Annotated in this window: 22 protein-coding genes; 9 read left to right on the forward strand and 13 right to left on the reverse strand. The window is 74.8% G+C overall.

From position 1 onward, the window contains the following. Nucleotides 1-105: 105 nt before the first annotated feature. Together ACFC2L_RS12430 and ACFC2L_RS12435 are read left to right on the forward strand one after the other, a co-directional pair. Complete coding sequence (locus ACFC2L_RS12430) at nt 106-882, forward strand: class I SAM-dependent methyltransferase (RefSeq protein ID WP_375824609.1); 777 nt, start codon at nt 106-108, stop codon at nt 880-882. Next, nucleotides 879-1,529, forward strand: coding sequence for a hypothetical protein (locus ACFC2L_RS12435; protein WP_375824610.1), 651 nt, complete (start codon nt 879-881; stop codon nt 1,527-1,529). Before ACFC2L_RS12430 ends, ACFC2L_RS12435 begins: the two co-directional genes overlap by 4 nt. Before the next feature lie 31 nt (nt 1,530-1,560). On the opposite strand, the gene ACFC2L_RS12440 is transcribed toward ACFC2L_RS12435, so the two are convergent. Further along, on the reverse strand, nt 1,561-2,487 hold the full coding sequence (locus ACFC2L_RS12440; RefSeq protein WP_375824611.1) for a LysR family transcriptional regulator: 927 nt from the start codon (nt 2,485-2,487) through the stop codon (nt 1,561-1,563). 70 nt (nt 2,488-2,557) lie between these two features. On the opposite strand from ACFC2L_RS12440, the gene ACFC2L_RS12445 reads away from it, so the two are divergent. After that, nucleotides 2,558-3,730: a YeiH family protein gene (locus ACFC2L_RS12445; RefSeq protein WP_375824612.1), complete on the forward strand. Its 1,173-nt coding sequence runs from the start codon at nt 2,558-2,560 to the stop codon at nt 3,728-3,730. 126 nt (nt 3,731-3,856) lie between these two features. Here ACFC2L_RS12445 and ACFC2L_RS12450 read toward each other — a convergent pair whose 3' ends face one another. The 4 genes from ACFC2L_RS12450 to ACFC2L_RS12465 all read right to left on the reverse strand — a co-directional run bounded on the left by ACFC2L_RS12450 (nt 3,857) and on the right by ACFC2L_RS12465 (nt 8,039). Next, nucleotides 3,857-4,657: an HAD family hydrolase gene (locus ACFC2L_RS12450; protein WP_375824613.1), complete on the reverse strand. Its 801-nt coding sequence runs from the start codon at nt 4,655-4,657 to the stop codon at nt 3,857-3,859. Further along, nucleotides 4,654-6,156, reverse strand: a complete 1,503-nt coding sequence (gene gltX, locus ACFC2L_RS12455) for a glutamate--tRNA ligase (RefSeq protein ID WP_375824614.1) — start codon at nt 6,154-6,156, stop codon at nt 4,654-4,656. The genes ACFC2L_RS12450 and gltX overlap by 4 nt, the downstream gene beginning before the upstream one ends. A 150-nt stretch (nt 6,157-6,306) precedes the next feature. Continuing rightward, nucleotides 6,307-7,089, reverse strand: coding sequence for a fumarylacetoacetate hydrolase family protein (locus ACFC2L_RS12460; protein ID WP_375824615.1), 783 nt, complete (start codon nt 7,087-7,089; stop codon nt 6,307-6,309). A gap of 59 nt (nt 7,090-7,148) precedes the next feature. Then, entirely contained in the window at nt 7,149-8,039 is an 891-nt protein-coding gene (locus ACFC2L_RS12465) for a methyltransferase domain-containing protein (RefSeq protein ID WP_375824616.1), read from the reverse strand. A gap of 140 nt (nt 8,040-8,179) precedes the next feature. On the opposite strand from ACFC2L_RS12465, the gene ACFC2L_RS12470 reads away from it, so the two are divergent. From ACFC2L_RS12470 to ACFC2L_RS12480, 3 genes are all read left to right on the forward strand, one after another. Beyond that, nucleotides 8,180-9,400 carry a heparan-alpha-glucosaminide N-acetyltransferase domain-containing protein gene (locus ACFC2L_RS12470; RefSeq protein ID WP_375824617.1) on the forward strand — a complete coding sequence of 407 codons (1,221 nt, stop codon included), beginning with the start codon at nt 8,180-8,182 and terminating at the stop codon, nt 9,398-9,400. Nucleotides 9,401-9,409: 9 nt separating this feature from the next. Beyond that, nucleotides 9,410-10,417, forward strand: a complete 1,008-nt coding sequence (locus tag ACFC2L_RS12475; RefSeq protein WP_375824618.1) for an aldo/keto reductase — start codon at nt 9,410-9,412, stop codon at nt 10,415-10,417. A 65-nt stretch (nt 10,418-10,482) separates the two neighbouring features. Continuing rightward, entirely contained in the window at nt 10,483-10,863 is a 381-nt protein-coding gene (locus tag ACFC2L_RS12480) for an MmcQ/YjbR family DNA-binding protein (RefSeq protein ID WP_375824619.1), read from the forward strand. Nucleotides 10,864-10,893: 30 nt separating this feature from the next. On the opposite strand, the gene ACFC2L_RS12485 is transcribed toward ACFC2L_RS12480, so the two are convergent. The 3 genes from ACFC2L_RS12485 to ACFC2L_RS12495 form a co-directional block, all read right to left on the reverse strand. After that, nucleotides 10,894-11,826, reverse strand: a complete 933-nt coding sequence (locus ACFC2L_RS12485; RefSeq protein WP_375824620.1) for a hypothetical protein — start codon at nt 11,824-11,826, stop codon at nt 10,894-10,896. A 55-nt stretch (nt 11,827-11,881) separates the two neighbouring features. After that, a complete protein-coding gene (locus tag ACFC2L_RS12490) occupies nt 11,882-12,871 on the reverse strand; it encodes a DUF4190 domain-containing protein (RefSeq protein WP_375824621.1) in 990 nt (329 codons plus the stop codon). Between the two features lie 63 nt (nt 12,872-12,934). Next, nucleotides 12,935-13,951, reverse strand: a complete 1,017-nt coding sequence (locus ACFC2L_RS12495; RefSeq protein WP_375824622.1) for a hypothetical protein — start codon at nt 13,949-13,951, stop codon at nt 12,935-12,937. Between the two features lie 205 nt (nt 13,952-14,156). On the opposite strand from ACFC2L_RS12495, the gene ACFC2L_RS12500 reads away from it, so the two are divergent. After that, nucleotides 14,157-15,188 carry a 3-methyladenine DNA glycosylase gene (locus ACFC2L_RS12500; RefSeq protein ID WP_375824623.1) on the forward strand — a complete coding sequence of 344 codons (1,032 nt, stop codon included), beginning with the start codon at nt 14,157-14,159 and terminating at the stop codon, nt 15,186-15,188. On the opposite strand, the gene ACFC2L_RS12505 is transcribed toward ACFC2L_RS12500, so the two are convergent. After that, nucleotides 15,166-15,636, reverse strand: coding sequence for a peptidoglycan-binding protein (locus ACFC2L_RS12505; RefSeq protein WP_375824624.1), 471 nt, complete (start codon nt 15,634-15,636; stop codon nt 15,166-15,168). The genes ACFC2L_RS12500 and ACFC2L_RS12505 overlap by 23 nt on opposite strands. Nucleotides 15,637-15,760: 124 nt before the next feature. Here ACFC2L_RS12505 and ACFC2L_RS12510 point away from each other — a divergent pair, with 124 nt between their 5' ends. Continuing rightward, nucleotides 15,761-16,570 (forward strand): aminoglycoside 3'-phosphotransferase, encoded by an 810-nt coding sequence (locus ACFC2L_RS12510; RefSeq protein WP_375824625.1) that lies wholly within the window; start codon nt 15,761-15,763, stop codon nt 16,568-16,570. A 75-nt stretch (nt 16,571-16,645) separates the two neighbouring features. On the opposite strand, the gene ACFC2L_RS12515 is transcribed toward ACFC2L_RS12510, so the two are convergent. Beyond that, on the reverse strand, nt 16,646-17,041 hold the full coding sequence (locus ACFC2L_RS12515) for a nuclear transport factor 2 family protein (RefSeq protein WP_375824626.1): 396 nt from the start codon (nt 17,039-17,041) through the stop codon (nt 16,646-16,648). 144 nt (nt 17,042-17,185) lie between these two features. On the opposite strand from ACFC2L_RS12515, the gene ACFC2L_RS12520 reads away from it, so the two are divergent. Further along, nucleotides 17,186-17,974 (forward strand): helix-turn-helix domain-containing protein, encoded by a 789-nt coding sequence (locus tag ACFC2L_RS12520; RefSeq protein ID WP_375824627.1) that lies wholly within the window; start codon nt 17,186-17,188, stop codon nt 17,972-17,974. A 21-nt stretch (nt 17,975-17,995) separates the two neighbouring features. Here the strand turns inward: ACFC2L_RS12520 and ACFC2L_RS12525 are convergent, their stop codons facing one another. The 3 genes from ACFC2L_RS12525 to ACFC2L_RS12535 all read right to left on the reverse strand — a co-directional run bounded on the left by ACFC2L_RS12525 (nt 17,996) and on the right by ACFC2L_RS12535 (nt 24,535). After that, nucleotides 17,996-18,589, reverse strand: a complete 594-nt coding sequence (locus tag ACFC2L_RS12525; RefSeq protein WP_375824628.1) for a YdeI family protein — start codon at nt 18,587-18,589, stop codon at nt 17,996-17,998. Nucleotides 18,590-18,731: 142 nt separating this feature from the next. Then, nucleotides 18,732-20,867 carry a phosphatase PAP2 family protein gene (locus ACFC2L_RS12530; protein WP_375824629.1) on the reverse strand — a complete coding sequence of 712 codons (2,136 nt, stop codon included), beginning with the start codon at nt 20,865-20,867 and terminating at the stop codon, nt 18,732-18,734. A gap of 182 nt (nt 20,868-21,049) precedes the next feature. Beyond that, nucleotides 21,050-24,535: a GH92 family glycosyl hydrolase gene (locus ACFC2L_RS12535; RefSeq protein WP_375824630.1), complete on the reverse strand. Its 3,486-nt coding sequence runs from the start codon at nt 24,533-24,535 to the stop codon at nt 21,050-21,052. Between the last annotated feature and the right edge of the window lie 54 nt (nt 24,536-24,589).

Consider the following 24,589-nt stretch of genomic DNA (forward strand, 5'->3'; position numbering starts at 1 on the left):
ACCGGACATGACGACGCGGACCAAATGCGGCCCGAACCACGGGGGGCCGGCACGCACGGGCGTCCCGGGTCGACGTGCGGCGTCGCCGTCTGGCACCGTCGGTGCATGAGCACAGGAGACTCCCCCGACCCCGGCTCGCGCGCAGACCGCGCCGCGTCGTTCGAGCAGGGGGCCGCCCAGTACGCGTCCACGCGGCCCTCCTACCCGGACGAGGCCGTCGACTGGCTCCTGCCCGACGGGGCGCGGCGCGTCCTCGACCTCGCCGCGGGCACGGGGAAGCTCACCGAGCGGCTGGTCGCTCGCGGGCTGGACGTCGTCGCCGTCGAGCCCTCGGACGCGATGCGCGCCCGCCTGGCGGAGTCCGTCCCGGACGCGCGGGCCCTGCCCGGCTCGGCCGAGGCGATCCCTCTCCCCGACGCGAGCGTCGACGCCGTGCTCGTCGCGCAGGCGTGGCACTGGTTCTCCCCCGCCGCTCAGCCCGAGATCGCGCGCGTGCTGCGACCCGGCGGCCGTCTCGGGATCGTCTGGAACGTGCGGGACAACGCGGTCGACTGGGTCGGCCGGTTCACGGAGGTGATCCACCGCGGCGACACCCTCGAGCACAGCTACCGCGAGCCCGTGCTCGCCGGGCAGCTCTTCACCCCGCCCGAGCACCGCACGGTGCCGTGGGCCGACCGCGTCCCGACGTCGTCCCTCCGCCCGCTCGCCGCGTCGCGCAGCTACCTGCTGACGCTCCCCGACGCGCGTCGCGAGGAGCTGCTCGGCGAGATCGACGACCTCGTCACGACCCACCCGGACCTCGCAGGGCGCGCCCAGGTGGACCTCCCGTACCTCGCCGAGTGCTGGCGGGCCGACATGCTCGCCGCCCCGGGCAGCGCGTGAGCACGCGCCCGGGCCACGCCGACGACCGCGTCCCCGACGCCGTCACCGGCGACGACGTCCGGACGGCGGCGCGCTGGCTCGCGGACCACCTCGTCCGGCACCCCGCCTCGGCGTTCGACGCGCAGGCCGGCCCGGTGCGGTGGTCGTGCTGGACGACGGCGGAGCACGTCGTGGACGACCTGCTCGCCTACGCCCTCCAGCTCGCCGCGCTCCCGCGCCTCGCGTACGTGCCGCTCGTCGGGCCGCGCGGGGAGGACGAGATCGCGCACGTCGACCGAGCGGCCGGGACGGCGGGACTGGCCGAGGCGCTGCTCGGCGGCGGCGAGCTCCTCGCGACGCTCGCCGAGACCCGAGCGGCGGCAGCGCGCGCCTATCACCCCTACGGCACCTCCGACGCCGCGGGGTTCGCGGCGATGGGGGTCGTCGAGGTCCTCGTGCACGGCCACGACGTCGTGCTCGGGCTCGCGGGCGAGCACGTGCCGTTCCCCGCGGGCCTCGCGCCGCGGGTCCTCGCGCGCCTCTTCCCGGACGTCGACCCGGGACCGGACGAGGACCCGGACCTCCTGCTCCTGTGGGCGACCGGGCGCGGCGAGCTGCCCGGCCGGCAGCAGCGCACGCGCTGGCGCTGGGACGCGTCGGTGCGCTGACGCACCACGTCGCACCCCGCGCGGGACCAGGTCAGCCCGACGAGACGGCGGCCGCAGCGGCGATGCGGCGCGCGGCCGACGAGAGCGCGGTGCCGTCCTTCCACACCATGCGCAGGCGACGCTCGAGCTCGAGCCCCGGGACGGCGACCCGGACCAGCGCGCCGCGCGCGACGTCGTCGGCGACGGCGAGGCTCGACAGGACCGCGACGGCACCGCCGTGCTGCACGGCGGTCTTGAGCGCCGCCGTCGAGCCGAGGTAGGGCAGGTGGTCGGGCAGGCGCTCGCCGACCGCCGCGAGCCCGCGCTCGAGCGTCTCGCGCGTCCCGGAGCCGCGCTCGCGCACGACCAGGCCGCCCGTGAGCAGCTCGTCGACCCGCAGCGCGCTCCGCCGCGCCCACCGGTGCGCCGGCCCGACGACCACGACGAGCCGGTCGTGCGCGACGGTGCGGCTGCGCAGCCCCCGACGCAGGGTCGCGCTCTCGACGAAGCCCAGCTCCACGGCGCCGTCGAGGACGAGGTCGGTCACCTCGCGCGAGTTGCGCACGACGAGCTCGACGTCCGGCGCGCCCCCGCCGGGGCCGGACCCCTCGAGCGCCAGGCGCGCGAGCCAGCGGGGCGCCAGGTACTCGGCGACCGTGAGGCTCGCCGCGACGCGCACCCGGGCGGCCGGGGCGTCGCGCAGCGCGGCGACCGACGTCTCGAAGCGGTCCGACGCCTCGATCACCTCGCGCGCCCACGCGGCGGTCGCGCGGCCCGTCTCCGTGAGCCGGGAGCCGCGCGTCGTGCGCTCGAGGAGCTCGAGCCCGAGGCGGCGCTCCAGCGCGCGCAGGCCCGCCGACGCCGTCGGCTGGGCGACCCCGAGCGCCCGCGCCGCGGCGCTGATCGAGCCGTGCGAGTCGGTCGCGACGAGCAGCTCGAGCGCGGAGAGCGAGGTCCGGTCGCGGGAGGTCTGGGCCATAGGACCACTCTATGGGTTGCGAGGCAGGTCGCTCTTCCGCGGCGTCGCCGCACGCAGCAGGCTCGTGAGCATGGCCCCTCCCGCACCCCGCACGACCCGCACCGCACCACCCGTCGCGACGGCGAGCACGTCCCGCCGCACCGCGGGCTCTCGTGCGCTGCCCGGGCTCGTGCTGGTCGCCGGGGCGACGGTCCTCGTGCTGCTCGGGTCGCGGCTCGTCCCGACGGTGTCGCCGCTCGTCGTCGCGCTCGTGCTCGGCGCGCTCGTCGCGCCGGTCCTGGGCCGGGCGGGCAGGACCCGGCGCGGGGCGGTCGCGGTCGCGGCGACCCGGCCCGGGGTCGCGTGGACGTCCCGCGTCGTCCTGCGCACGGGCGTCGTGCTGCTCGGGTTCCAGCTCTCGGTGCCCGAGGTCCTCGCATTGGGCTGGCGCGGGCTCGTCGTCGTCACGACGACCCTCCTCGTCACCTTCACGGGCACGCTCGCGCTCGGTCGCGTACTCCGCGTGCCGCGCGTCACCACGCTGCTCGTCGCGACCGGATTCTCGGTGTGCGGGGCCGCGGCGATCTCGGCGATGCAGGGCGTCGTCGCCGGCCCCGGGCGCACCCCCGGTCAGGTCCGCGAGGACGACGACGGCGTCGCGGCCTCGCTCGCGCTCGTCACCGTCTACGGCACGCTCGCGATCGTCGCGCTGCCCTGGCTGGCGTCGCTGGTCGGCCTCGCCGACGGCCAGGCCGGGCTCTGGATCGGCGCGAGCGTGCAGGAGGTCGCCCAGGTCGTCACGGCTGCCGGGACGATCTCGGACCCCGCCCTCGCGACCGCCACGGTCGCCAAGCTCGCGCGCGTCGCCCTCCTCGCCCCGCTCGTCACGGTCGCGGGCGTCGTCGTGGCCCGCGGGGCCCGGCGCGCGGCCCTCGCCCGGGTCGGCTCCGCCGGCGCGGGCGACCCCGGGGCCGCGGGCACGACGACGGACGCGGCCCCGCCGCGGGTCGCGCCGGTGCCGTGGTTCGTCGTCGGGTTCGTGGCCGCGGTGGCGCTGCGCAGCCTGGGCGTCGTGCCGGAGCCCCTGCTCGCCATGCTCGCGACCGCGACGACGCTCGCGTTCGTCGCTGCGATGTTCGCGCTCGGGCTGGGCGTGGACGTCCCGTACCTGCTGCGCACCGGGCGGCGCGCGCTCGTCCTGGGCGGGCTGTCGGCGCTCCTCGCCACGACGACGGCCCTCGTCGGCGTGCTGCTCCTCACCTGACAGGTCCCCGCCGGCGGAGAACCCTGGTCACGCGAGAAAGAACCGTGGTGGCGCGAGGTAGAGCCCTGGTAACGCGAGGTAGAGCCCTGGTCATTGACCAGGGCTCTACCTCGGCAGACCAGGGCTCTACCTCGGCGTGGGGGCCTCGGCGCGGGCGTGGACGGCGATTCCGAGGGTCGCGGGCAGGTCGGCCAGGGCGTGGACCACGTGCACGCCCGACGCGCGGGCCGACGTCGGGTCCTCCGGGTGCGGGCCGCCGCGGCGCGTGCCGGGCCGGTCGAGCCAGACGCCGACGAGGCCGGCCGCGAGCGCGGCGCGCGCGTCGACGTCGAGCTCGTCACCCACGTACGCCGTGCGGGCCGGGTCGGTCCCGAGCCGGCGGCACGCCTCGGCGAACACGCGCGGGTCGGGCTTGCCGAACCCGAGCGTGTCCACGCCGACGAGCAGCGGGACGTCGGGCAGGCCCGCGGCGGCGAGCTTGCGGGTCTGCAGCTCGACGCGCGCGTTCGACAGCGACCCGACCCGTACCCCGGCGGCGACGAGCGCGTCCACGACCGGGCGCGAGTCGTCGAACGCCGCCCAGGACGCCTCGAACGTGCCCCAGAAGAGGTCCTTCCAGTCCACGTACGCGGCGTCGTCGAGCAGCTCGCCGCCGAACGTCGCCTGGAGCTCGTTCGCGCGCGCCATGCGCTGCGCGTCGAAGTCCACCTCGCCGCGCGTGTACGCGCGGTAGTGCCCGTTCGGGTCCGAACGCCACAGCGCGAGGACCTCGTCGTACCGCTCCTCGGGCAGGTGCGGGAGCCAGACGCGCGACGCGGCGGCGATCGACGCGGCGAACGCGGCGCGCGTGTCGACGAGCGTGTCGTCGACGTCGAACAGGACGCCCTCAAGCGGCGCGGAGGCCGCCGAGTGGCCGAGGACCGTCACAGCGCGTCCCGCAGGCGCACGAGCCGCTCCAGCGTGGAGCCCTTGCCGAGCAGCTCCATGGACTCGAACAGCGGGGGGGAGACGCGGCGGCCCGTGAGCGCGACGCGCAGCGGCGTGAACGCGAACCGCGGCTTGACGCCCATGCCCTCGACGATCGCGTCGCGCAGGCGCTCCTCGATCGCGGCGGTGACGAACTCGCCGTCCTGCAGCACGTCGAGCGCGGTGATCGCGGCGGCGAGGATGTCCTTCGCGTCGTCGCGCAGGGCGCCGCGCGCGTCGTCCTCGACCGTGAGCGCATCGTCGGCCGTGAAGAGGAAGCCGAGCATGCCGACCGACTCGCCGAGCAGCACCATGCGCTCCTGGACGAGCGGCGCGGCCGCCGTGAGGATCTCCTGGTTGCGCGGGGACAGGTCCGCGAACGAGTCCGCGGGGACCAGGCCGCCCGCGTGCAGGTACGGGACGAGGCGGTCGCGGAAGTCCTCGGGGGCGAGCAGGCGCACGTGCGTCGCGTTGATCGCCTCGGCCTTCTTGAGGTCGAAGCGCGCCGGGTTGGGCAGCACGTCGTGCACGTCGAACGCCTCGACCAGCTCGGTGACGGTGAAGATGTCGTGGTCCGGAGAGATGGACCAGCCGAGCAGCGCGAGGTAGTTGAGCAGGCCCTCGGGCGTGAAGCCGCGCTCGCGGTGCAGGAACAGGTTGGACTCGGGGTCGCGCTTGGAGAGCTTCTTGTTGCCCTCGCCCATGACGTACGGGAGGTGGCCGAACTCCGGCATCACCTCGGCCACACCGATCTCGAGCAGCGCCCGGTACAGCGCGATCTGCCGCGGCGTGGACGACAGCAGGTCCTCGCCGCGCAGCACGTGCGTGATGCCCATGAGCGCGTCGTCGACCGGGTTGACGAGCGTGTAGAGCGGCTGGCCGTTGCCGCGCACGAGCGCGTAGTCCGGGACCGAGCCGACCTTGAACGTGATCTCGCCGCGGACCAGGTCGATGAAGGTGATGTCCTCGTCGGGCATGCGCAGGCGCAGCACCGGCTCGCGTCCCTCGGCGCGGAACGCGGCCTTCTGCTCGTCCGTGAGGGTGCGGTCGAAGTTGTCGTACCCCTTCGTCTTGACGCCCGCGGCGGCGTTGCGCGCGTCGGACTCCTCCGGGGTCGAGAACGACTCGTACACGTACCCGCCCTCGACGAGCCGCGCGATGACGTCCTGGTAGATGTCCGCGCGCTGCGACTGCCGGTACGGCTCGTGCGGGCCACCGACCTCGACGCCCTCGTCCCAGTCGAGCCCGAGCCAGCGCAGCGCGTCGAGGAGCTGCTGGTAGCTCTCCTCGCTGTCGCGCGCGGCGTCGGTGTCCTCGATGCGGAACACGAACGTGCCGCCGGTGTGCCGCGCGTACGCCCAGTTGAACAGCGCGGTGCGGATGAGCCCGACGTGCGGCGTCCCGGTCGGGGACGGGCAGAAGCGGACGCGGACGGGCGAGGAGCCAGGTGCGGGGATCACGGTGCCCAGCGTAGTTGCCCGACGCCGTCCGCCGCCCGGGCGTCCGACGTCACCCGCGCCGTCGTCTCAGTCAGTCCGGGACGCCGCACGGCACGACGGCGCCCCGGCCCGCCCCGCGCGCGACGGTACGACCCGGGGCGCGTCCCACCGTCAGTGGCGCCGGACGACCGGGTTGCTCAGGACGCCGAGCCCTTCGACCTCGCACTCGACGCGGTCGCCCACGTCGACCAGGCCGACGCCGGCGGGCGTGCCGGTGAGGATGACGTCACCGGGGAGGAGGGTCATCGCCTCGGAGATGTACGACACCAGGAAGGGGATGTCGAAGATCATGTCGCTCGTGCGGCCGTCCTGCTTGACCTCGCCGTTGACGCGGCTGCGCACGCCGACGTCCTCGGGGTTCAGGTCGGTGTCGATCCAGGGGCCGAGCGGGCACGACGAGTCGAAGCCCTTGGCGCGGGCCCACTGCCCGTCGGTGCGCTGCGCGTCGCGCGCGGTGACGTCGTTCGCGACCGTGTAGCCGAGCACGTAGCCGGGCGCGGCCTCGGGCGACACGTCCTTGGCGAGCCGACCGATGACGATCGCGAGCTCCGCCTCGTAGGAGACCTCCTGCGAGAAGTCGGGCAGGACGATCGGGTCGTCCGGGCCGACGACCGACGTGTTCGGCTTGAGGAAGAGCAGCGGGCTCGTCGGGACGTCGTTGCCCATCTCCTTCGCGTGGTCCGCGTAGTTGCGGCCCACGGCCACGACCTTGGAGCGCGGGATCACCGGCGCCAGCAGCCGGACGCCGTCGCCCAGCTCGATGCGCTCGCCCGTCGGCGTGACGGGCATGTAGAGGGGGTCGCCCGTGAGGACCGCGAGGTACGTGCGGTCCCCCTCCTGCTGGACGAGGGCGTAGCGGGGGTCGTCTCCGGTGGTGAATCTCGCGATGCGCACGGGCTCAGGCTATCCGGCCTGCGCCCGCCCGACCGCGCGGGACCGGGTCGCGACCGCGATCACACGCGGGCGAGGACCTCGCCGTTGAGGACCGCGAACCAGCCCGCGGGCTCCTCGGCCCAGCGCAGCCAGTCCTGCGCGAGCTGCTCGAGCGCGACGTCGTCCGCGAGCGCCGACTCCTTCGCCTGCACCGCGAAGTTCGACGCGACGCAGCGCTCGGCCCAGAGCCCGCCCCACCACGTGCGGTCGGCGGGGGTCGCGTAGCACCAGGTGCTCGCGCTGGGCACGATGCCGTCGAGGTCGAACCCGGCGTCCTGGACCCAGGAGAACAGGCGACGGCCGGCGTCGGCCTCGAACCCGTACGCGTGCGTGACCTCGTGGTAGAGCGTGTTCCACTCGGTCAGTCCCGGGGACTCGGGGTACCAGGTCATGGCGGCGTAGTCGGCGTCGCGCACGGCGACGAGCCCGCCGGGCTTCGCGACGCGCTTCATCTCGCGCAGCGCGCCGACCGGGTCGGACAGGTGCTGCAGGAGCTGGTGCGCGTAGACGACGTCGAACGTGCCGTCCGCGAACGGCAGCTCGTACGCGTTCGCGTGCTGGAAGGTGATGTTCGCGGTGCCGCGCTGGGCGGCGAGCTCGCGCGCGCTCTCGAGGACGGCCTCGGACGCGTCGACCCCGACGACGCGTCCCCCGGCCACGCGGTCGGCGAGGTCGACGGTGACCGTCGCCGGGCCGCAGCCGACGTCGAGGACGCTCATGCCCGCGCGCAGGTGCGGCAGGAGGAACCCGGCCGAGTTCTCGGCGGTGCGCCACCGGTGCGAGCGCAGCACGGACTCGTGGTGCCCGTGCGTGTACGACTCGGACTCCTGCGCGGGGTCGCTGCCGGCCCCGGTGGGGGCGTCGGCGTGGTGCTCGGCGGCCGCGTCGGCGCCGTGGGGGGTGTGCGTCATACCCGCACCGTAGGCCGGACATGGATCGTTCTCGACCCCGTTCTCACACTCTGGGCGCGCGGTCCGCGCGGGGATCGCACCGCCGTCCGCTCCGGCGTGGCGGCCGGGTGGGAGCGCGCCCGCGCACGGACAATCCCCCCATGACGGCCGCGACCGGCATGACCCCCGCCCCTGGCGACCCCGCTCGCTCCTCCCCCGGGTTCGCGCGGCGGCACGCCGCCCTCCTGCTCGGGGGCCCGGGCCGGGTGACGGGGGTCGACGTCGCGCGCGGCATCGCGGTCCTCGGGATGTTCGCGGCCCACGTCGGGTACACCTCCGACGACTTCGGCGAGGCCTCCGGCTGGCTCTCCCTGTCGCACGGGCGGTCGTCGATCCTCTTCGCGCTCGTCGCTGGGGTGTCGCTCGCGATCGTCTCGGGCGGGCGGACGCCGCTCGACGGGCTGCCTGCGCTGCAGACCCGCACGCGCATCCTCGTGCGCGCCGTGCTGCTCCTCGGGCTCGTGGGCCTGCTCGACCTGCTCGGGACGCGCGTGCTGCTCATCCTCGGCTTCTACGCCGCGTACTTCGTGCTCGCCCTGCCGTTCCTGCGCTGGCGCCGCCGCGACCTGCTCGTGCTCGCCGGGGCGGTCGCGGTGGTCGGACCGCTGCTCGCGTACTGGCTCCCCGAGGTGCTCGCACGCGCCGGGCTGCACCTGTCCGACGACGGCTCGGGTGCGTTCACGGACTTCCTCGTCTCCGGGCACTACCCCGCCGTCGTGTGGATGGCGTACGTGCTCGTCGGGATCGCGATCGGGCGCTCGGACCTGTCGTCGACCGCCACGCGGGTCGGGCTCGTGGGCGGCGGTCTGCTCGCGGCAGGGATCGGGTACGGCCTCTCCGCGTCCATGACCGGTCCGCTCGGCGGGGCGCAGGCGGTCGAGGACGCCGCCGCGGCGTGGTCGAGCACGTTCCGGCCCGAACCGCTGGACTGGTCCGACCCCTGGCCGACGAGCGCGTACCTGTGGCTCGCCGGCCCGCACACGGATACCCTCCCGGAGGTCGTGGGGTCCGGCGGGTTCGCCGTCGCAGTGCTGGGCCTGTGCCTGTTCGCGGGCCGGGTCGGGCGCTGGGTGCTGGCGCCCGTCGCCGCGGTCGGCGCGATGGCGCTCACGGTGTACTCCGCGCAGATCGTCGTGCTGTGGGCGTGGGGGGACGCGGCCTACGAGCAGACGACGAACGGCCCCCTCCTTGCACTCGCCCTCGCCACGCTCGCGGCCGCGACGCTGTGGCGCTGGGCGCTCGGTCGCGGACCGCTCGAACGGCTCTTCGCGGCGGTCGCGACGCGCGCGTCCGCGGTCACGGCCGCCCGCGGCTCGTCGTAAGGTCGCCGCATGACGACTGCTGACGACGGAACCGCACCCCGCCCCGCCCTGCGCCGCCTCGGCCGGTCCGGACTGGCCGTCTCCGCCGTCGGGCTGGGCTGCAACAACTTCGGCCGTCCGACGACGGCGACCGAGACGCTCGAGGGGACCCGCGCCGTCGTGGACGCCGCGCTCGACGCGGGGGTGACGTTCTTCGACACGGCCGACACGTACGGGGGCCGACCCGGGCTGAGCGAGGAGCTGCTCGGCCAGGCGCTCGGGTCGCGCCGCGACGACGTCGTGGTCGCGACGAAGTTCGGCATGTCCATGCGTGGCACGGCGGGCGACGACTTCGACGCCCGCGGGTCGCGACGCTACGTCGTGCGCGCCGTGGAGGACTCGCTGCGCCGCCTGGGCACCGACCGGATCGACCTCTACCAGTTCCACACGCCCGACCCGCGGACGCCGATCGAGGAGACGCTCGCCGCGCTCGACGACCTCGTGCGCGCGGGCAAGGTGCTCTACGTCGGGCACTCCAACCGGGCGGGGTGGCAGATCGCCGAGGCGGAGTTCACCGCCCGCAGCGCGGGGACCGTGCGCTTCGTGTCCGCGCAGAACCAGTACAACCTCGTCGACCGCGCGGCCGAGCTCGAGGTGCTGCCCGCCGCGGCCGCGTACGGGCTCGGGGTGCTCCCCTACTTCCCGCTCGCGAACGGCCTCCTCACGGGCAAGTACGCGCACGGCGCGCGGCCCGACGACGGCCGCCTCGTCCGGACGAAGCCGCACCTCCTGGAGTCGGCACCCTGGGAGGCGCTCGCGCGCCTCGGCGCGTTCTGCCAGGTGCGCGGCATCACCGAGGTCCAGGTCGCGTTCGGGTGGCTCCTGTCGCGCCCGCAGGTGTCGAGCGTCATCGCCGGTGCGACGAAGCCCGAGCAGGTGCGGCAGAACGCCGCGGCCGGGGCCTGGACCCCGACGGCCGAAGACCTGGTGGAGCTCGACGAGATCTTCCCGCCGCTCGGGAAGGTCGCGCCCTACTGACCCGCGCGTCGGGCCGGGCCGGGCCCCGTCTGGTCCGTCGTCGACGAGCGGCCTACCGTGGAGGCATGGCCTCGTGGGAGGACGTCGAGCGGATCGTGGCGGTGCTACCGGACACGGACCTCAAGGGTCCGCGCCAGTGGACCGTGCACGGCAAGCTGTTCGTCTGGGAGCGGCCGCTGCGCGCGAGGGACCTCGACGAGCTCGGTGACACGGCGCCCGCTGAGCCACCCATCGCGTTCCGCGTGGCCGACGAGGGCGAGAAGGCCGCGCTGCTCGGCGACGACCCCGCGGTCTTCCTCACGACGAGCCACTTCGACGGGTACCCGATCGTGCTCGCGCGGCTCGACCTGCTGGCAGTGCCGGAGCTCGAGGAGCTGCTCCAGGACGCCTGGCTGTCGCGTGCCCCGAAGCGCCTCGCTCGGGAGTACCTCGACCGCACGGAGTGACGCACGCAGCGACACCCGGCGCGTCCGGGGTCACCAGGAGAACACGGCCACCGCGTAGTTACCCCAGGTCGGCTCGACCCCGACGACGACGTCCTCCGGGTCGTACACGTTGTAGACGAGGTCCCACTCGGCGCTCGTCCCCCGGGCGATCGTGTCCGGGTCGTCGAGCAGCACGTCGGGTGCGTAGTCGTAGACCTTGCGAGCGACGAGACCGCCCGACACGGGCTGCAGCTCGAGCCCGTCGGGGTCGACCTCCTGCCCCGTGCCGTTGGTGACGCGCACGCGGAGGCGCACCGAGTCCGGGTAGTCGTCCTCCCGCTCCAGGACGTCCTCGGTCGGCGTGTACGGCTGCGGGGCGGACACCGCGACGACCAGGCCGTCCGCGTAGCGCACGGACTCCCCGTACCAGACCCGGTCCGAGGCGGCGCCGATCTCCGGCCCCTCGTCGTAGCCGCCGCCGAACGGATACCCGCGCAGCGAGCTGCCGGGACCGTACCCGGGCCCGCCGGCCGTCATGACGTCGACCGTGACCCACGCGGTGAGCACCACGGTGCCCGCCAGGAGCGCGACCAGCGCGCGCGTGGCACCCGCCACGCCGCGCGTGCCGCGCCGCCACACGACCGCGCCCACCGCGACCACCGCGGCGCCCGCGACCGCGTAGAGACCCCCGACGTGCGCCCAGCCGCGCCGCGCCGTCACCGCCTCGGTGGCGAGCACGGCGACGACGAGGAGGACGCCGAGGGTCGCGGCCACGAGCGCGGCCGTCGTCCACGACCAGCGCCTCCGGTGGCCGGAGCCCGCAGCGGGCTCCACCGACCCGCCGGCCGTCCCGGCGTGCGGTTCGCCACCCGGGTCGGCCGGGCCTGATGCAGCAGCACCGGTCGACGCGCTCGTCGGGGCGGGTCCGGCCTCGGGCGCGGTCCCCCAGGCCGGCGCGCGGCGCTCGTCAGGGTCGCTGCTCACGGTGAGCCCTTCTTCGGGGTGTACGGGTCGTCGTGTCGCGGAGCGGGCAGGGTCGTCAGCCGAGCGCTGCGAGCACCCCGCCGGAGAAGGCGGAGTCGTGGAGCTCGATGCTGACCGGCGCACCGTCGAGGGGCACGTCGAAGACGACGCGCGGCGAGATCGAGTTGCCCGGGTTCACAGGCTCGATCCACGACTGGACGTCGTCGCCGAGGTAGAGCCCCGCGACGTCGTCCGCCGAGTACTCCTGGCCGGCCGCGTTCACCGTGTACTGGTTGCTCCCGAAGAACGTCTGCGCGGAGTCGCCCACGTTCGTGACGGTCAGGGACACGATGCAGAACTGCCCCTGCGGCGTCTCGGAGAAGTAGTCGTCACCCACGCGCATGACCCCGCACTCCATCCCGCCGACGACGAACTCGAAGTCCCCGTCACGCACCGGCGTGCCGACCGCCGGCAGCGCCGGAGTCACCGGCTCCTCGACCGGGAGCGGCTCCGTCGCCACTGGTTCGTCGCCCGGCGCCTCCACGTCGTCGGACGTCATGTCGTCGGGCTCCGGAGCCGTCGCGGTCTCGGCGGTGTCGACCCAGGTGACCTCGGCGGGCTCCATCGCGGCGTAGGCGACGGTCGACACGATCGACCCCAGTCCCGCGACGAGACCGAGGCACAGCCCTGTGATCGCCGTGCCGGTCCCTCGGGGCACCCGACCCGCCCGGACGAGCCCGGCGATGCCCAGTCCGATGGCGACGAGGGCGAGGATCCCGGCCACGACGTTGACCACGGGCACGAGGCACAGGAGCAGCGCGACGATCCCGACGACGAGCGCTGCGACCGCGGCTCCGTTACCGGCCGGCGGCCTCGGCGGGGGCCCGCTGCTCGGCGCGAACCCGGCACCGTAGGGAGCGGACGGGTGCGCGGCCTGGGCCGGCCACGTCGGGGCCGGCCCGCCGTGTCCCGGCGCTCCTGGGCCCGCGCCGGGTGCGCTCGGGGGCGGCGGGGCGAAGGAGCTCGGGTGCTGCGCTCCCTGGTCTCCCCACGTCGGGTAGGTCACGTCGTTCTCCGCTCTCGTGCCAAGCCGGTCCGGCACCGTGCCGGACCGGGACCGCAGGGTGGCTCAGTACGCGCTCGCCTGCGTGATCTCGAACGTGGCCGTCTTCATGGCCTCGAGGTTCTCGGCGTCGATGAGGTCGAAGATCTCGACGGTCTCCGAGGCGCCCGGCTCCAGGGTCTCGGAGTAGGCCCAGTCGGTCTCGATCACGGTGCCGTCGGCGGCGACCGCGTCCACGTCGATGTCGAACGTGAGCGGCTCGTCGGAGGTGTTCGTGAACGTCACCGGCAGCGCGGACTCGACCCAGCCGTACTCGTCGGCCGTGCCCTCGAACGTCCCGAACTCGACGCCGAGGTCGTTGGCGAGGACCTCGTCCGTCGCCTCGCCGAACGCGCGGTCGGAGTCCTCCTGGATCTCGGAGAGCGTCTGCTCGTACTGCGTCGAGGCCTCGTTCGCCGCGACGACGAAGACCACCCACATGAGGATCGTCGCCAGGACGGACAGCACGCCGAGGACGATCGCCGTGATCGAGAAGCCCTTGCCCGACCTGCCCTGCTTCACCTGGGACAGCCCGACGAACCCGAGCACGACGCCCGTGATGCCGAGCAGCGCGGCGAAGACGTTGACGAACGGGATCCAGCTGCCGAGAAAGCCCAGGATCGCGAGGACGAACCCGACGATCGCGATCGTGCTCGTGGACGGCGCGGGCGCGGTGTACGCGGAGTAGCCGTTGCCGTACGGGCTGCCGTACGCCTGCTGCGCCGGGTCCGGGTAGGGCTGCGGGTACGGCTGCTGCGCGGGGTCGCCGTAGGGCTGGCCGTACCCCGGCTGCTGGCCGTACGCCTGCTGCTGGTCCGTGCCGTACGCGGGCGCCTGCGCGGCCCCGTACGGCGCCTGGTCCGGTGCCGCACCGTAGCCCGGAGCTCCGTACCCGCCGTCGGCCGAGCCGTACGGCTGCGTCTGCGGCTCGCCCTGCGGCGCCCAGGCGTCGTGCGACGGCGCCTGCGGCGCGGGGTCCGCGCCGTGCGGCCGGTAGGGGTCGAACTGGTACGGGTCCTGCGGTGCCGTGGGCGGCTGCGACATGGTGCTCCTCCGCGGCCTCGCCGCGCGTATCGGTCGTTCGGGTGGCGGTCGACGGTGGTCGGCCGCACGGACGCGCCGGGTCTTCACAGCACGTTCACGAGCATTCTTCCCGGTCCTGCCCACATCGGGAAAATGCCCGCCCGGGTGAAACGCGTCCCGGCTGCCGGCTCGTCGGTGCCGCCCGGCGCTCTCGTACCCTGGGACCGTGCCCCCGACCGCCACCGCGACCGCCTCGACGACCACCGTCGTCCGACCCGTCGTGCTCGCGGCCGAGGAGTGGACGGCGTGCGAGCGCGCCCACGCGGAGCGCGCCGACGCGTTCACGGCGGGGTGGCGCGAGCGCAAGCCGCTCGGCGAGAAGCACGCGATCGAGGACTTCCTCTTCACGTACTACCCCACGCGCCCGGCGCAGCTCCGCCGCTGGCACCCGGGCCCCGGCGTCGTGCTCGCCCGGCCGGCGGTCCACGTGCCCAGCGCCGAGACGGCACCACGGCCCGACGAGGAGGCCGCCGACCCGTACACGGCGCGCGCCGGGTGGCGGTGGTACCGCGAGACGCCCGCGGGCCTGACGCTCGACGCCGACGCGTTCCTCGCCGACCGCGGCGACACCGTGCGCTACCTGCACGGCCTGCTCTCCGCCACGGCCTCGCGGCCCGGCCGGTTCGGGTGCTTCGGGCTGCACGAGTGGGCGATGGTCTACCGCGACCGGGCCACCGGCCGCGACCACCGCCACCCGCTCCCCCTGCGCCTGGGACACGACGGCACCGACCGCGTCGTCGAGTCCCACCCGGTGCAGTGCTCGCACTTCGACGCGTTCCGCTTCTTCACGCCGGAGGCCACGCCGCTCAACCGCCTGCAGCCGACGCGCGAGACCCAGCCCGCACTGGAGCAGCCCGGATGCCTTCACGCGACCATGGACCTCTACAAGTGGGCCCTCAAGCTCACCCCCGCCGTCCCGGGCGACCTCGTGCTCGACTGCTTCGAGCTCGCGCGCGACGTCCGCGTCGTCGACATGCAGGCGTCGCCCTACGACGTGTCGTCGTACGGGCTCGACCCCGTCGCGATCGAGACGCCCGAGGGCAAGGCCGAGTACGTGCGCCACCAGCGCGAGTTCGCCGAGCGCGGCGCGGTGCTGCGCGAGCGTCTGCTCGCCGCGTGCGAGGCGCTCCTCGACCGCGCCCAGGCCGAGCCCGAGCCCGCACCGGCGCCCGAGGTCAGTGCGACAGCATCCCGCTGACGAGGCAGCGCCAGGTCACGGGCCCGACGACACCGTCGACGGCGACCTCGGGGAAGCCCGCGTGCAGCGCGTCCTGGAAGCCGCGCACCCAGGTCTCGGTGCGGGGGCCGAACTGCCCGTCGATGTCGAGCACCGGCTCGGGCCCGCCGGACAGGTCGCGCGCGACGGCCTCGCGCTGCACCGCGCGCACGGCCTCGCCGACGCTCCCCCGGCGCACGACCACGACGAGCGCGGCCCACGTCGCGGGGCCCGCGACGCCGTCGACGTCGATCCCGACCCCGTCCTGGAAGGCGCGGACCGCGCCCTCCGTCCGCGGCCCGAGCAGCCCGTCGACGGCGATCTCGTGCCCGCGGTGGCGCAGCAGGTGCTGGAGCGTCTGGACCGGGTGACCGTTCGCGCCGCGGCGCACGCGCGGCCAGGTCGGCAGTGTCGTCAGGACGGTCGTCATCGTCGTTCCCTCCGTCGTCGCGGCACCGGCAGGGTGCTCCCGCCGTCGAGTGCCGCGCCCCCGTCCGGAGGGAGGGCGGCGGCCCGTTCCTGATGCGTCGCGGCGTCGTGCGAGGATCGCGCGCATGACCCGCCCCCCGCTCGCCGCCGTCCCGACCGGCCCGGTCGTCGTGCCCGACGCCGTCCGCGTGCTCGCGGGCGGTGACGCCGTCGCTCCCGTGTGGCGCAACGCGCTCGGCGGCCTGACCTTCCGGCTCGACGGTGCCGACGGCACCCGGTTCGCCAAGTGGGTCCCCGCCGGGACGCCCGAGATCGACCTTCCGGGCGAAGCAGAGCGCCTCGCGTGGGTCGGCGACCGTGCCCCGGTCCCGCACGTCCTCGCCCAGGGATCCGACGACGACGGCGCCTGGCTCGTCACGCGCGCCGTCCCGGGCCGATCGGCGGTCGAGCCGCGCTGGGTCGCCGACCCGGCGACCGCCGCGGTCGCGATCGGGCGGGGGCTGCGCGCGCTGCACGACGCGCTGCCCGTCGCCTCGTGCCCGTTCACCTGGGCCGTCGAGGACCGCGTAGCGAACGCCGACGCGCGCCTGGCCCGCGGCGACGGCCCGGACGGGTGGTTCCCGGAGCACCGCGACCTGGGCGTCGCGGCGGCACGCGCCCGGCTCGGAGCGCCCCCCGCCGTCGACCGGCTCGTCGTGTGCCACGGCGACGCGTGCGTGCCCAACACGCTCCTGCACGACGACGGCGCGTTCGCCGCGCACGTCGACCTCGGCTCGCTCGGGGTCGCGGACCGCTGGGCCGACCTCGCCGTCGCGGCCTGGAGCACGGAGTGGAACTACGGCCCCGGGTACGTCGACGACGTGTACGCGGGCTACGGGATCGACCCCGACCCCGAGCGCATCGCCTACTACCGGCTGCTCTGGGACCTCTCCTGACGCCCGAGCCGCTGAGTGCACGAGACGGTCGCCGTCGTCTCGATGCGACAGCGACCGTCTCGCGCGCTCAGCGGGTCAGTGGTGGTGCGCGGCGACGCCGTCGGGCGCGCGGTCCAGGAACGTCGTCACCGACGACACGAGCCCGTCCGGCCGGACGTGCAGGACGTCGGTGCCGGTCGCGAGCTCCGACCCGTCGGGGGCGACCGCGCGCCACCGCAGGCGCAGCCGGTCGTCGTGCAGGTCCGGCTCCGAGCGTGCCTCGAACCGGTACCCCGCGACGTGCGTGAGCAGCTCCGTCGCGAACGCGAGCACCGCGTCGCACCCCTCGGCACGCGTCACGGGAGCGACGTGCTCGACGTCGCGGGAGAACGTCTCGCACGCGAGCCGGTCGCGCCCGGCCGCGTCCGCCGTGTTCCAGAACTCCAGGTAGCGCTCGACCGCCGTCGCGGTCCGCGTCGTCGTCTCGGTCATGGTCCCTCCTCTGCCGGCGCCTGGTCCGCGGCGCCGTGGCGGTCCGGCGGGTGGCCGGAGCACCACCATCGGCCGGACCACGACACGGTGTCGATGACCTCGGAGGTAGTTGGCCGGCCCCCCGAGGGACGGCAGGGTGGGTCCATGCCTCCCGTGGACGTACCCGCCGGATCGATGCTGCGCGAGTGGCGCGTGCGACGTCGGCGCTCGCAGCTCGACCTCGCGCTGGGCGCCGACGTCTCGCCGCGCCACATCAGCTTCGTGGAGACCGGCCGGGCGCAGCCCAGCCGGGACATGATCGACCGTCTGTGCGACGAGCTCGACGTCCCGCTGCGCTCGCGCAACGACGTCTACCTCGCGGCGGGCTACGCGCCGCGGCACCGGGAGACGCCGCTGTCGACCGCGACGCTCGCGGCCGCCCGCCGGGCCGTCGGCCTCGTGCTCGCCGGACACGAGCCGTTCCCCGCGATGGCCGTCGACGGGCGCTGGAACCTGCTGGCCGCCAACGCCGCCGCGAGCACGTTCCTCGACGGCGTGCCCGACCGGCTGCGCGAGCCGCCCGTCAACGTGCTGCGCCTGACCCTGCACCCCGACGGCCTCGCCGCGCGGATCGCGAACCTCGCGGAGTGGGGTGCGCACGTCCGACGACGTGTGCGCCGCCAGCTCGACCGCACGGGCGACCCGGCGCTCGTCGACCTGCTCGCCGAGGTGGAGGGCTACCTGCCGCCCGAGGAGCACCGGCGCGACGACCGCTCCCCCGCGAGCGACGCCGTCGTGCCGCTGCGCCTGTCGACCCCGCACGGCGAGCTCGCGTTCCTCTACACGATGACGGTGTTCGGCTCCCCGCGGGACGTCACGCTCGACGAGATCGCGATCGAGTCGTTCTTCCCGGCCGACGACGCCACGGCCGCCGCCCTGGGCGTCGTGCGCTGAGCGCCCGGGCCGGTGTCGGGGCTAGCGTCGGGGCTGGTGCGCCGCGACGCCCTGCTCGGCCTGCTCGACGGTCTCCGCGATCCGGCGTGCGCGGGTCTCGGGCCGCTTCGCCTCGACGATCCAGCCGAGGATCGAGCGCCGGACGCCCGGCGTGAACGCGTCGAAGCGCTCGCGGGCACCGGGTCGCTCGGCGAGCGCGGCGGCGAGGTCGTCGGGCACCACGAGAGCTTCGGCGTCGTCGTGCCGCGTCCAGGACCCGTCGGCTTTCGCCGCCTCCACGACGGCGCGTCCGGCGTCGGTCATGCGCCCGTCCGCCTCGACGCGCGCGACGCGCTCCTTGCTCAGCCGGGTCCACCGGCTGCCGCGGCGGCGGCGCGTGAACCAGAGCGCGTGCCGGTCGGCGTCGACCGTCGCGGCCTGGCCGTCGATCCAGCCGTAGGACAGCGCCTCCTCGATCCACGGCTCGTACCCGTAGGTCGCGCGGCCGCTCTCGCGGCGCCAGGTGAGCAGCCACACCCCCGGCTCGGGGTCGTCGTGGTGCGCGGCGAGCCACGCGCGCCACTCCTGCGGCGTCTCCGCGTGCGTCGCCGGCCTGCCCTGGTACTCCTCGGTCACTGCGCCTCCGTCGTCGCTGGGGGCACCAGCGTGCCCGAGACCTCGACGGGGCGCCAGAAGTTTCAACCGGACCAGCCTGACCCGAAAGGCGACCCGGGAGGCTTTTCCCGCTGTGTCGCAGGCTGCCTCCCGGGTCGGTCCGTCAGCCGCAGGCCGGGACGACGACGTCCCGCGCGACCTCCTGGGTCGCGCCGCCCGCGCCGGTCGCCGTGACGGTCACGGGCACGTCCGCGCCCGTCTCCACGCCACGCACCGCGAACGACTGGTACGCGTTCGCGCCGGCGGCCACCGCGGCGAAGGCCTTCTCCCCCGCGCCGGTCACGAGCGCGACGTCGAGCACGCCGTCGGACACGTTGCGGGCGCGGACCGCGACGTACGGCGCCCCGGCGAGGCAGCGGGCGGACGCCTCGACGTCGACGAGCGGCGCCGTCGGCTCGCCGACGACCTCACCGTCCACGGTGAGCGTGCCGTCGGCGTTCACGACGACGTCCGCCGCCATGGCGGCCGCGAGGTCGAGGCGCTGCCACTCGGCCTCGCCCGCGACGTCGAGCGCGTAGCCCGAGTCGAGCGCGGTCGCCGCGAGGACGAGCCGGCGCTGGTCGCCCGTGAGGTCGGGGAACGCCGTGCGCAGCAGGTCCTCGGCGCCGGCGGGCACCTGGACCTCCCGGCCCGCCTCCCCGACGCGCGGGAACCCGTACGTGAGGCGCTGGTCGTAGACCGCGAGGGCCTGGTCCGTGGTGAGGTAGGGCACCTGGTCCTGCGCGCACACGGCGATCTCGTCGCCGCACTCCCGCTCCAGCACGGTGACGAGCTCGGTCCGCGCCTGCTCGAGGAGCACGCGGAACGCGGGGTCGGACCACCGGAGCTGCGCGATGTTCTGCCCGGTCATGCGGCCGCCCATGACGTCGAGCGGGTAGTGGAAGCCGGTCACGAGGCGGTTGTCGCCGTACTCGGACGCGCGCGCGAGGATCTGCGGCGCGAGCTCCGGCAGGAGCGTCGCGAGCACGGTGCCCTGCGCGTAGCCGTGGTTGGTGTGCCCGCTGGGGAACGAGCCGTTGTTGCGCAGCCCCTCGTAGCTGCCGGAGGTCTCGAACGCGTTGACGTGACCGCCGGCGGACGTGAAGCCGAGGCGGACGAACGGGCGCTTGTAGTCGTACGCGGCCTTGGCGGGCTCGTGGTTGCCGACCGACTTCTCGACGCGCCCGGACAGCAGGGCCTTCGTCTTGGGGAGCCGGCCGTCGGCGAGCGCGGCGCGGTAGATCGGCCCGAGCTCGCTGCCGAGCGCGTCCGCCATGGTCTCGTAGGCGGAGCCGCGCCCGTCGGTCAGGGCGCGCTGCACCTGCAGGTCCCCGGCGACGTAGGCGTTGTTGCGCGCGAGCGAGCCGAGGTCGTTGGCGCTCGTGGGCTGGCCGGGCTCGTTGGGCGAGAGGATCTCCGGGTGGTTCGCGCGCAGGTCGGCGAACCCACGCAGCATCCAGGTGAACCAGTCCTGCCCGGTCGGGGCCGACGGCGTCGCGTCGGACGCGTAGGTCCGGTCGAGGACGTCCTGCGGGAACGGCATCGACGGGTCGTCGGTGGTGGAGAGCGCGAGGGAGAAGTAGACGTCCGAGCTCGTCTCGTTGCACTGGTGGATCTCGACCGCGATCGTGTTCTCGCCCGGGACGAGCACGTCGGCGGGGATGACGAGCGTCTCGCGCAGCGGTGCGGTCGCGCCGGCCTTGTCCTGGTACTGCAGGTTCCGCGTGATCATCGAGTCGCCCCACCCGGCGACGCGCTCGCCGTTGACGTACACGGTGGCGGAGTCGTCGTAGACGAGCGTCCCGCGCAGGCCGGTGATCTCGCCGAGCGTCGCCTCGTCGAGGGTCACGGTCGTGCGGAAGAAGTAGGCGGGCACGACGACCTTGGGCGTCTGCGTGATCCAGTAGTCGAGCAGGGTCGTGATGGTGTGGCCGCCGCCGATGCCGCTCGCGGTCCCGTTGACCGCGCCGAAGCCCGGCCGGCCGGTCTTCCACGCGGCGTCGTCGAACGCCGGGTCGGCCCACACGGTCCGGTCCGCGTTCCCCGCAGCGGGGTCGGTGTTGTCGTCCAGGTAGCGCCAGGTCGTGCCGGCGCCGACCACCTCGGTCGGCGTGAACGCCTCCGCGGCGCGCGCCGCGGGCGCCTGGAGTGCCGCGGCGAGCACGAGCGCGAGCGTCGTGAGCGCTGCCAGCAGGGCGAGCGGCGCGGTGGTCCGGCGGTCGCGGGCTCGCGAGGCCGGGTACGTCGTCGTACCGGTCATGGGTCGTCCCTCTCGTCGATGTCGGTCGTGCGTCGGTGCGGTCGGTGAGACCGGTCGTGCGGTCCTGCGGGTACTGCGGTCCTGCGGGTACTGCGGTCCTGCGGGTACTGCGGTCGTGCGGGTACTGCGGTCGAGCGCGAGGGCGGGCACGCACCGAGCGCTCGGTGCGTGCCCGCCGTCGGTCAGGCGCAGCGCGGGACGACGACGGTCTGGGTGACCGTCTGCGTCCCCTCCTCCCCCGTGGCCGTGACGGTGACGTCGACGTCCCCGGTCGCGCCGCGAGCGGCGAACGACTGGTAGGCGTTCGCGCCGGGGGCGACGGCCGTGAAGGACCGCGAGCCCACGCCCGTGGTGAGGTCGACGTCGACGGCCCCGGCGGAGGCGTTCGCCGCCCGCACCGCCACGTACGGGGTCCCTGCGAGGCAGCGCGGGGAGACCGTCACGTCGACGAGGTGCACGTCCGTGGCAGGGTCGGTCGCGATCGCGAAGACGTGCAGGTCGTCGACGTCGGGGAACGTCACCGCGACCACGCGCCGGCCCTCGGGCGCGGTGTACGGGGCGGTGGCGAACACGAACGCGCTGTCCTTGTCGCCGTTGCGCCGGTTCATCTGCGCGACGACCGAGTTGCCCTCGACCGGCGAGCCGTCCGCGCTCGGCAGCACCCAGTCGCCGAAGCCGATCGTCGTGGTCGCGGTGCTGCCGTCGTCGAACGTCACGACCGCGGTCCCGCGATGGGTCCCGTCGGTCGCGGCGCCCACGAACGCGAGCCGGCTCGTCGGCGCGTCGAGCCGCACGGTCTCGCCGGTGAGCGTGACCGAGTCCGGGCGCCCCACGGGTGAGGACGGCCACGTGAACGCCAGGCCGTCGACGTCGTGCGCCGACCCGGGCGTGAGACCCGCGTCGGCGAGCGCCTCGCGCGAGAACGAGTTGCCGGCCGCGTCGAAGTTCCCGACGCCGCGGTTCGACTCGGGCGCGGTGCCGACCGTGTCGTAGGCCGCGACGAGCGACCCGGGCGCGGCGACGAGGACGGTGAGGGGCACCTCGACGTCGTCGTCCCCGGCCGAGAGCACGAGGCGCGCGTCGTGGTAGCCGGACGCGACGCCGGCACCCACCTGGACGGGGACCGTCCCGGTGAGGTGGCCCGAGCCGTCGTCGACGAGCGCGGGCTCACCGACCCCGATGCCGTCAGGAGCGTCGACCGCGACGCGCACGTCGGCGGCGTCGGCGCCGAAGAGCTGCACGGCCACCGACGCGTCGGCGGTCCCGCCGGGTGCGACCGTCACGAGGCCCGGGTCCGCGGCGGCGACCACGGCGGACTCGCCGTCGCGCCACGACGGCGGGGCGTCCTCGACCGCGGTCCCCCACGTCGTGTCGCGCTCGACCGACATCGCGAGCTCGACGACGCCGCCGTCGTGCGCGACGTGGCGCGGCAGGGAGGTCCCGCCCCACGCCGCGCCGTCGACCGTGACGCCGCTGATGTAGCGGGCGCCGGTCGAGGCGCCGGGGGCGCGCAGGTCGAGGGTGTCGCCCTCGCCGAGGTCGACCACGACGCGGTCGAAGCGCGGCGCGTTGAGCGCGAGCACGTCCGTGCCCGGCGTGGTCGGGTACAGGCCCATCGCGGCCCACACGTACCAGCCGGCCTGGGCGCCGAGGTCGTCGTTGCCGGGCTTGCCGTTCGGCTCGGGCCGGAACAGCGTGGACGTGAGCTCGTCCACGAGCTCGCTCGTGCGCCACGGCTGGCCCACGTAGTCGTACAGCCACGGGACGCCGAAGTTCGGCTCGTTGCCGATCCACAGGTACGGCTCGTTCGGGCCGGCGTTGTGCTGCACCGTGAAGGCATCGAGCCGCTCCGCGACGGCCTCACGCCCGCCGAGCGCGTCGGTGAGCCCCGCGACGTTCTGCGGCACGAGCCACGTGTACTGCTCGGCGTTGCCCTCGTCGAAGCCCTCCTGCCCGAACCCGCCGCCGCCCTGCGACCGCACGAACGTGCCGTCGTCGTTCCGGGCGCCCGCCGTGCGGGTCACGGGGTCGTGGACGTTCTGCCACCACTGGCCGCGGGCGGCGTACTCGGTGGCGACGTCGTCCTGGCCGAGCGCGGCCGCGAGCTGCCCGATCGCGAAGTCGGCGATCGACCACTCGAGCGTGATCGACGCGCCGACGACGCGGTGGTCGCCCCGGAACTCCTCGGTCTGCGGCGCGTAGCCGCGCTCGAGGTACGTCTCGATCCCGCGCCGCTGCACGTAGCCGTTCGCGGTCGGGGCGGCGCTCGTCGCACCCTTGACCATGTGCGCGAGCGCCGACTCCGCGTCGAAGTCGCGCGCCCCGAACGCGTACATGCTCGCGATGAGCGGCACCGAGGAATCACCGGTCATCTGGCCCGTGTGCTGGTTCGCGACGGGCCAGCGCGGCAGCCAGCCGGACTGGTCGGCGACCTCGACGAGCGACTGCGCCATGTCCGACGCCTGGTCGGGCGCCAGCAGCGCCTGGAGCGCGCCGAGCGACCGGTACGTGTCCCAGTCGGAGAAGTTCGCGTACCGCTCGTGCCCCTCGGGGGCCTGGTGGATCTCCCCGTCGAACCCGGCGTACCGGCCGTCCACGTCGGTGAACGTGTTCGGGTGCAGCAGCGAGTGGTAGAGCGACGTGTAGAACATGGTGAGGTCGTCGGCGTCCTGCCCCGCGACGCGGACCTTGCCGAGCAGGTCGGACCAGGCGGCGCGGTTGGCGTCCCGGACGGCGTCGAAGTCGAAGCCCGGGATCTCGGCCGCGAGGTTGGCGCGCGCGCCCTCGACGCTCACGTAGGACATGCCGACCTTCGCGTGCACCGTCGCGCCGGGCGCGAAGGTGAGCCACGCGCCCGCGCCGTTGCCGTCGGCCGACGGGTCGCCGGGCGAGACGGTCGAGCCCTGCCACGTGCCGAACGCCTGCGCGTCCTGGTCGAGCTCGATCGCGAAGTACGTCGTGTGCGTGTTGTTCTTGCCGCAGAACCCGCCGCTCGTCACCGAGCCGGTGACCGTGCGCGCGTCCTCGACCTCGACCGTCGCGTTGCGCACGCTCGCGAGCGAGCCCGCGGCGTTGACGATCACCTGCGACGCGGCACCGCCCTCGGGGTAGTCGAACGTCAGCCCGCCCGAGCGGGTCGCGGCCGACAGCTCCGCCTCGATCCCCGACGACTGGAGCGTGACCGCGTACCGGCCGACCTCCGCGCTCTCCGCGTCGTGGCTGAACGCCTCCTTGCGGTCCCACGGGTACTGCCCGACGTCTCCCGTCACGGGGAGGATCGGGACGTCGCCGAAGATCCAGCACCCGGCGGCCGCGTGCGTCATGGAGAAGCCGCGGATCGCCTGGTGCGAGTAGCGGTAGCCGGCGTACGCCTTGTCGCCGTTGCCCACGGAGACCTGGGTGTCGGGCGAGAGCTGCATCATGCCGAACGGCATCGACGGCCCGGGGAAGTTGTTGATCTCCCCGACGACGCCCGTCGCCTGGCCGGTCCCGACGAACGGGTCGACGAAGGAGACGGGGTCCTCGACGAGGTCGGGTGCGGCCGCGAGCGCCGGGCCCGCGAGCCCGACGGCGGGGGCGATCGAGAGGCCGGCGGCCAGGACCGCCGTGGCGGAGAGCGCCGCGACGGAGCGCCGCACCGTGGTGCGCGCAGGACGTGTTCGAGACATGGGGTCCTCACAGGACGAAGGGGCGGGACGTGCGTGGAGGACGGTGGCGCGGGA

Origin of the sequence: Cellulosimicrobium sp. NPDC055967 (genome assembly GCF_042269845.1) — a bacterium.
Lineage (GTDB): Bacteria > Actinomycetota > Actinomycetes > Actinomycetales > Cellulomonadaceae > Cellulosimicrobium.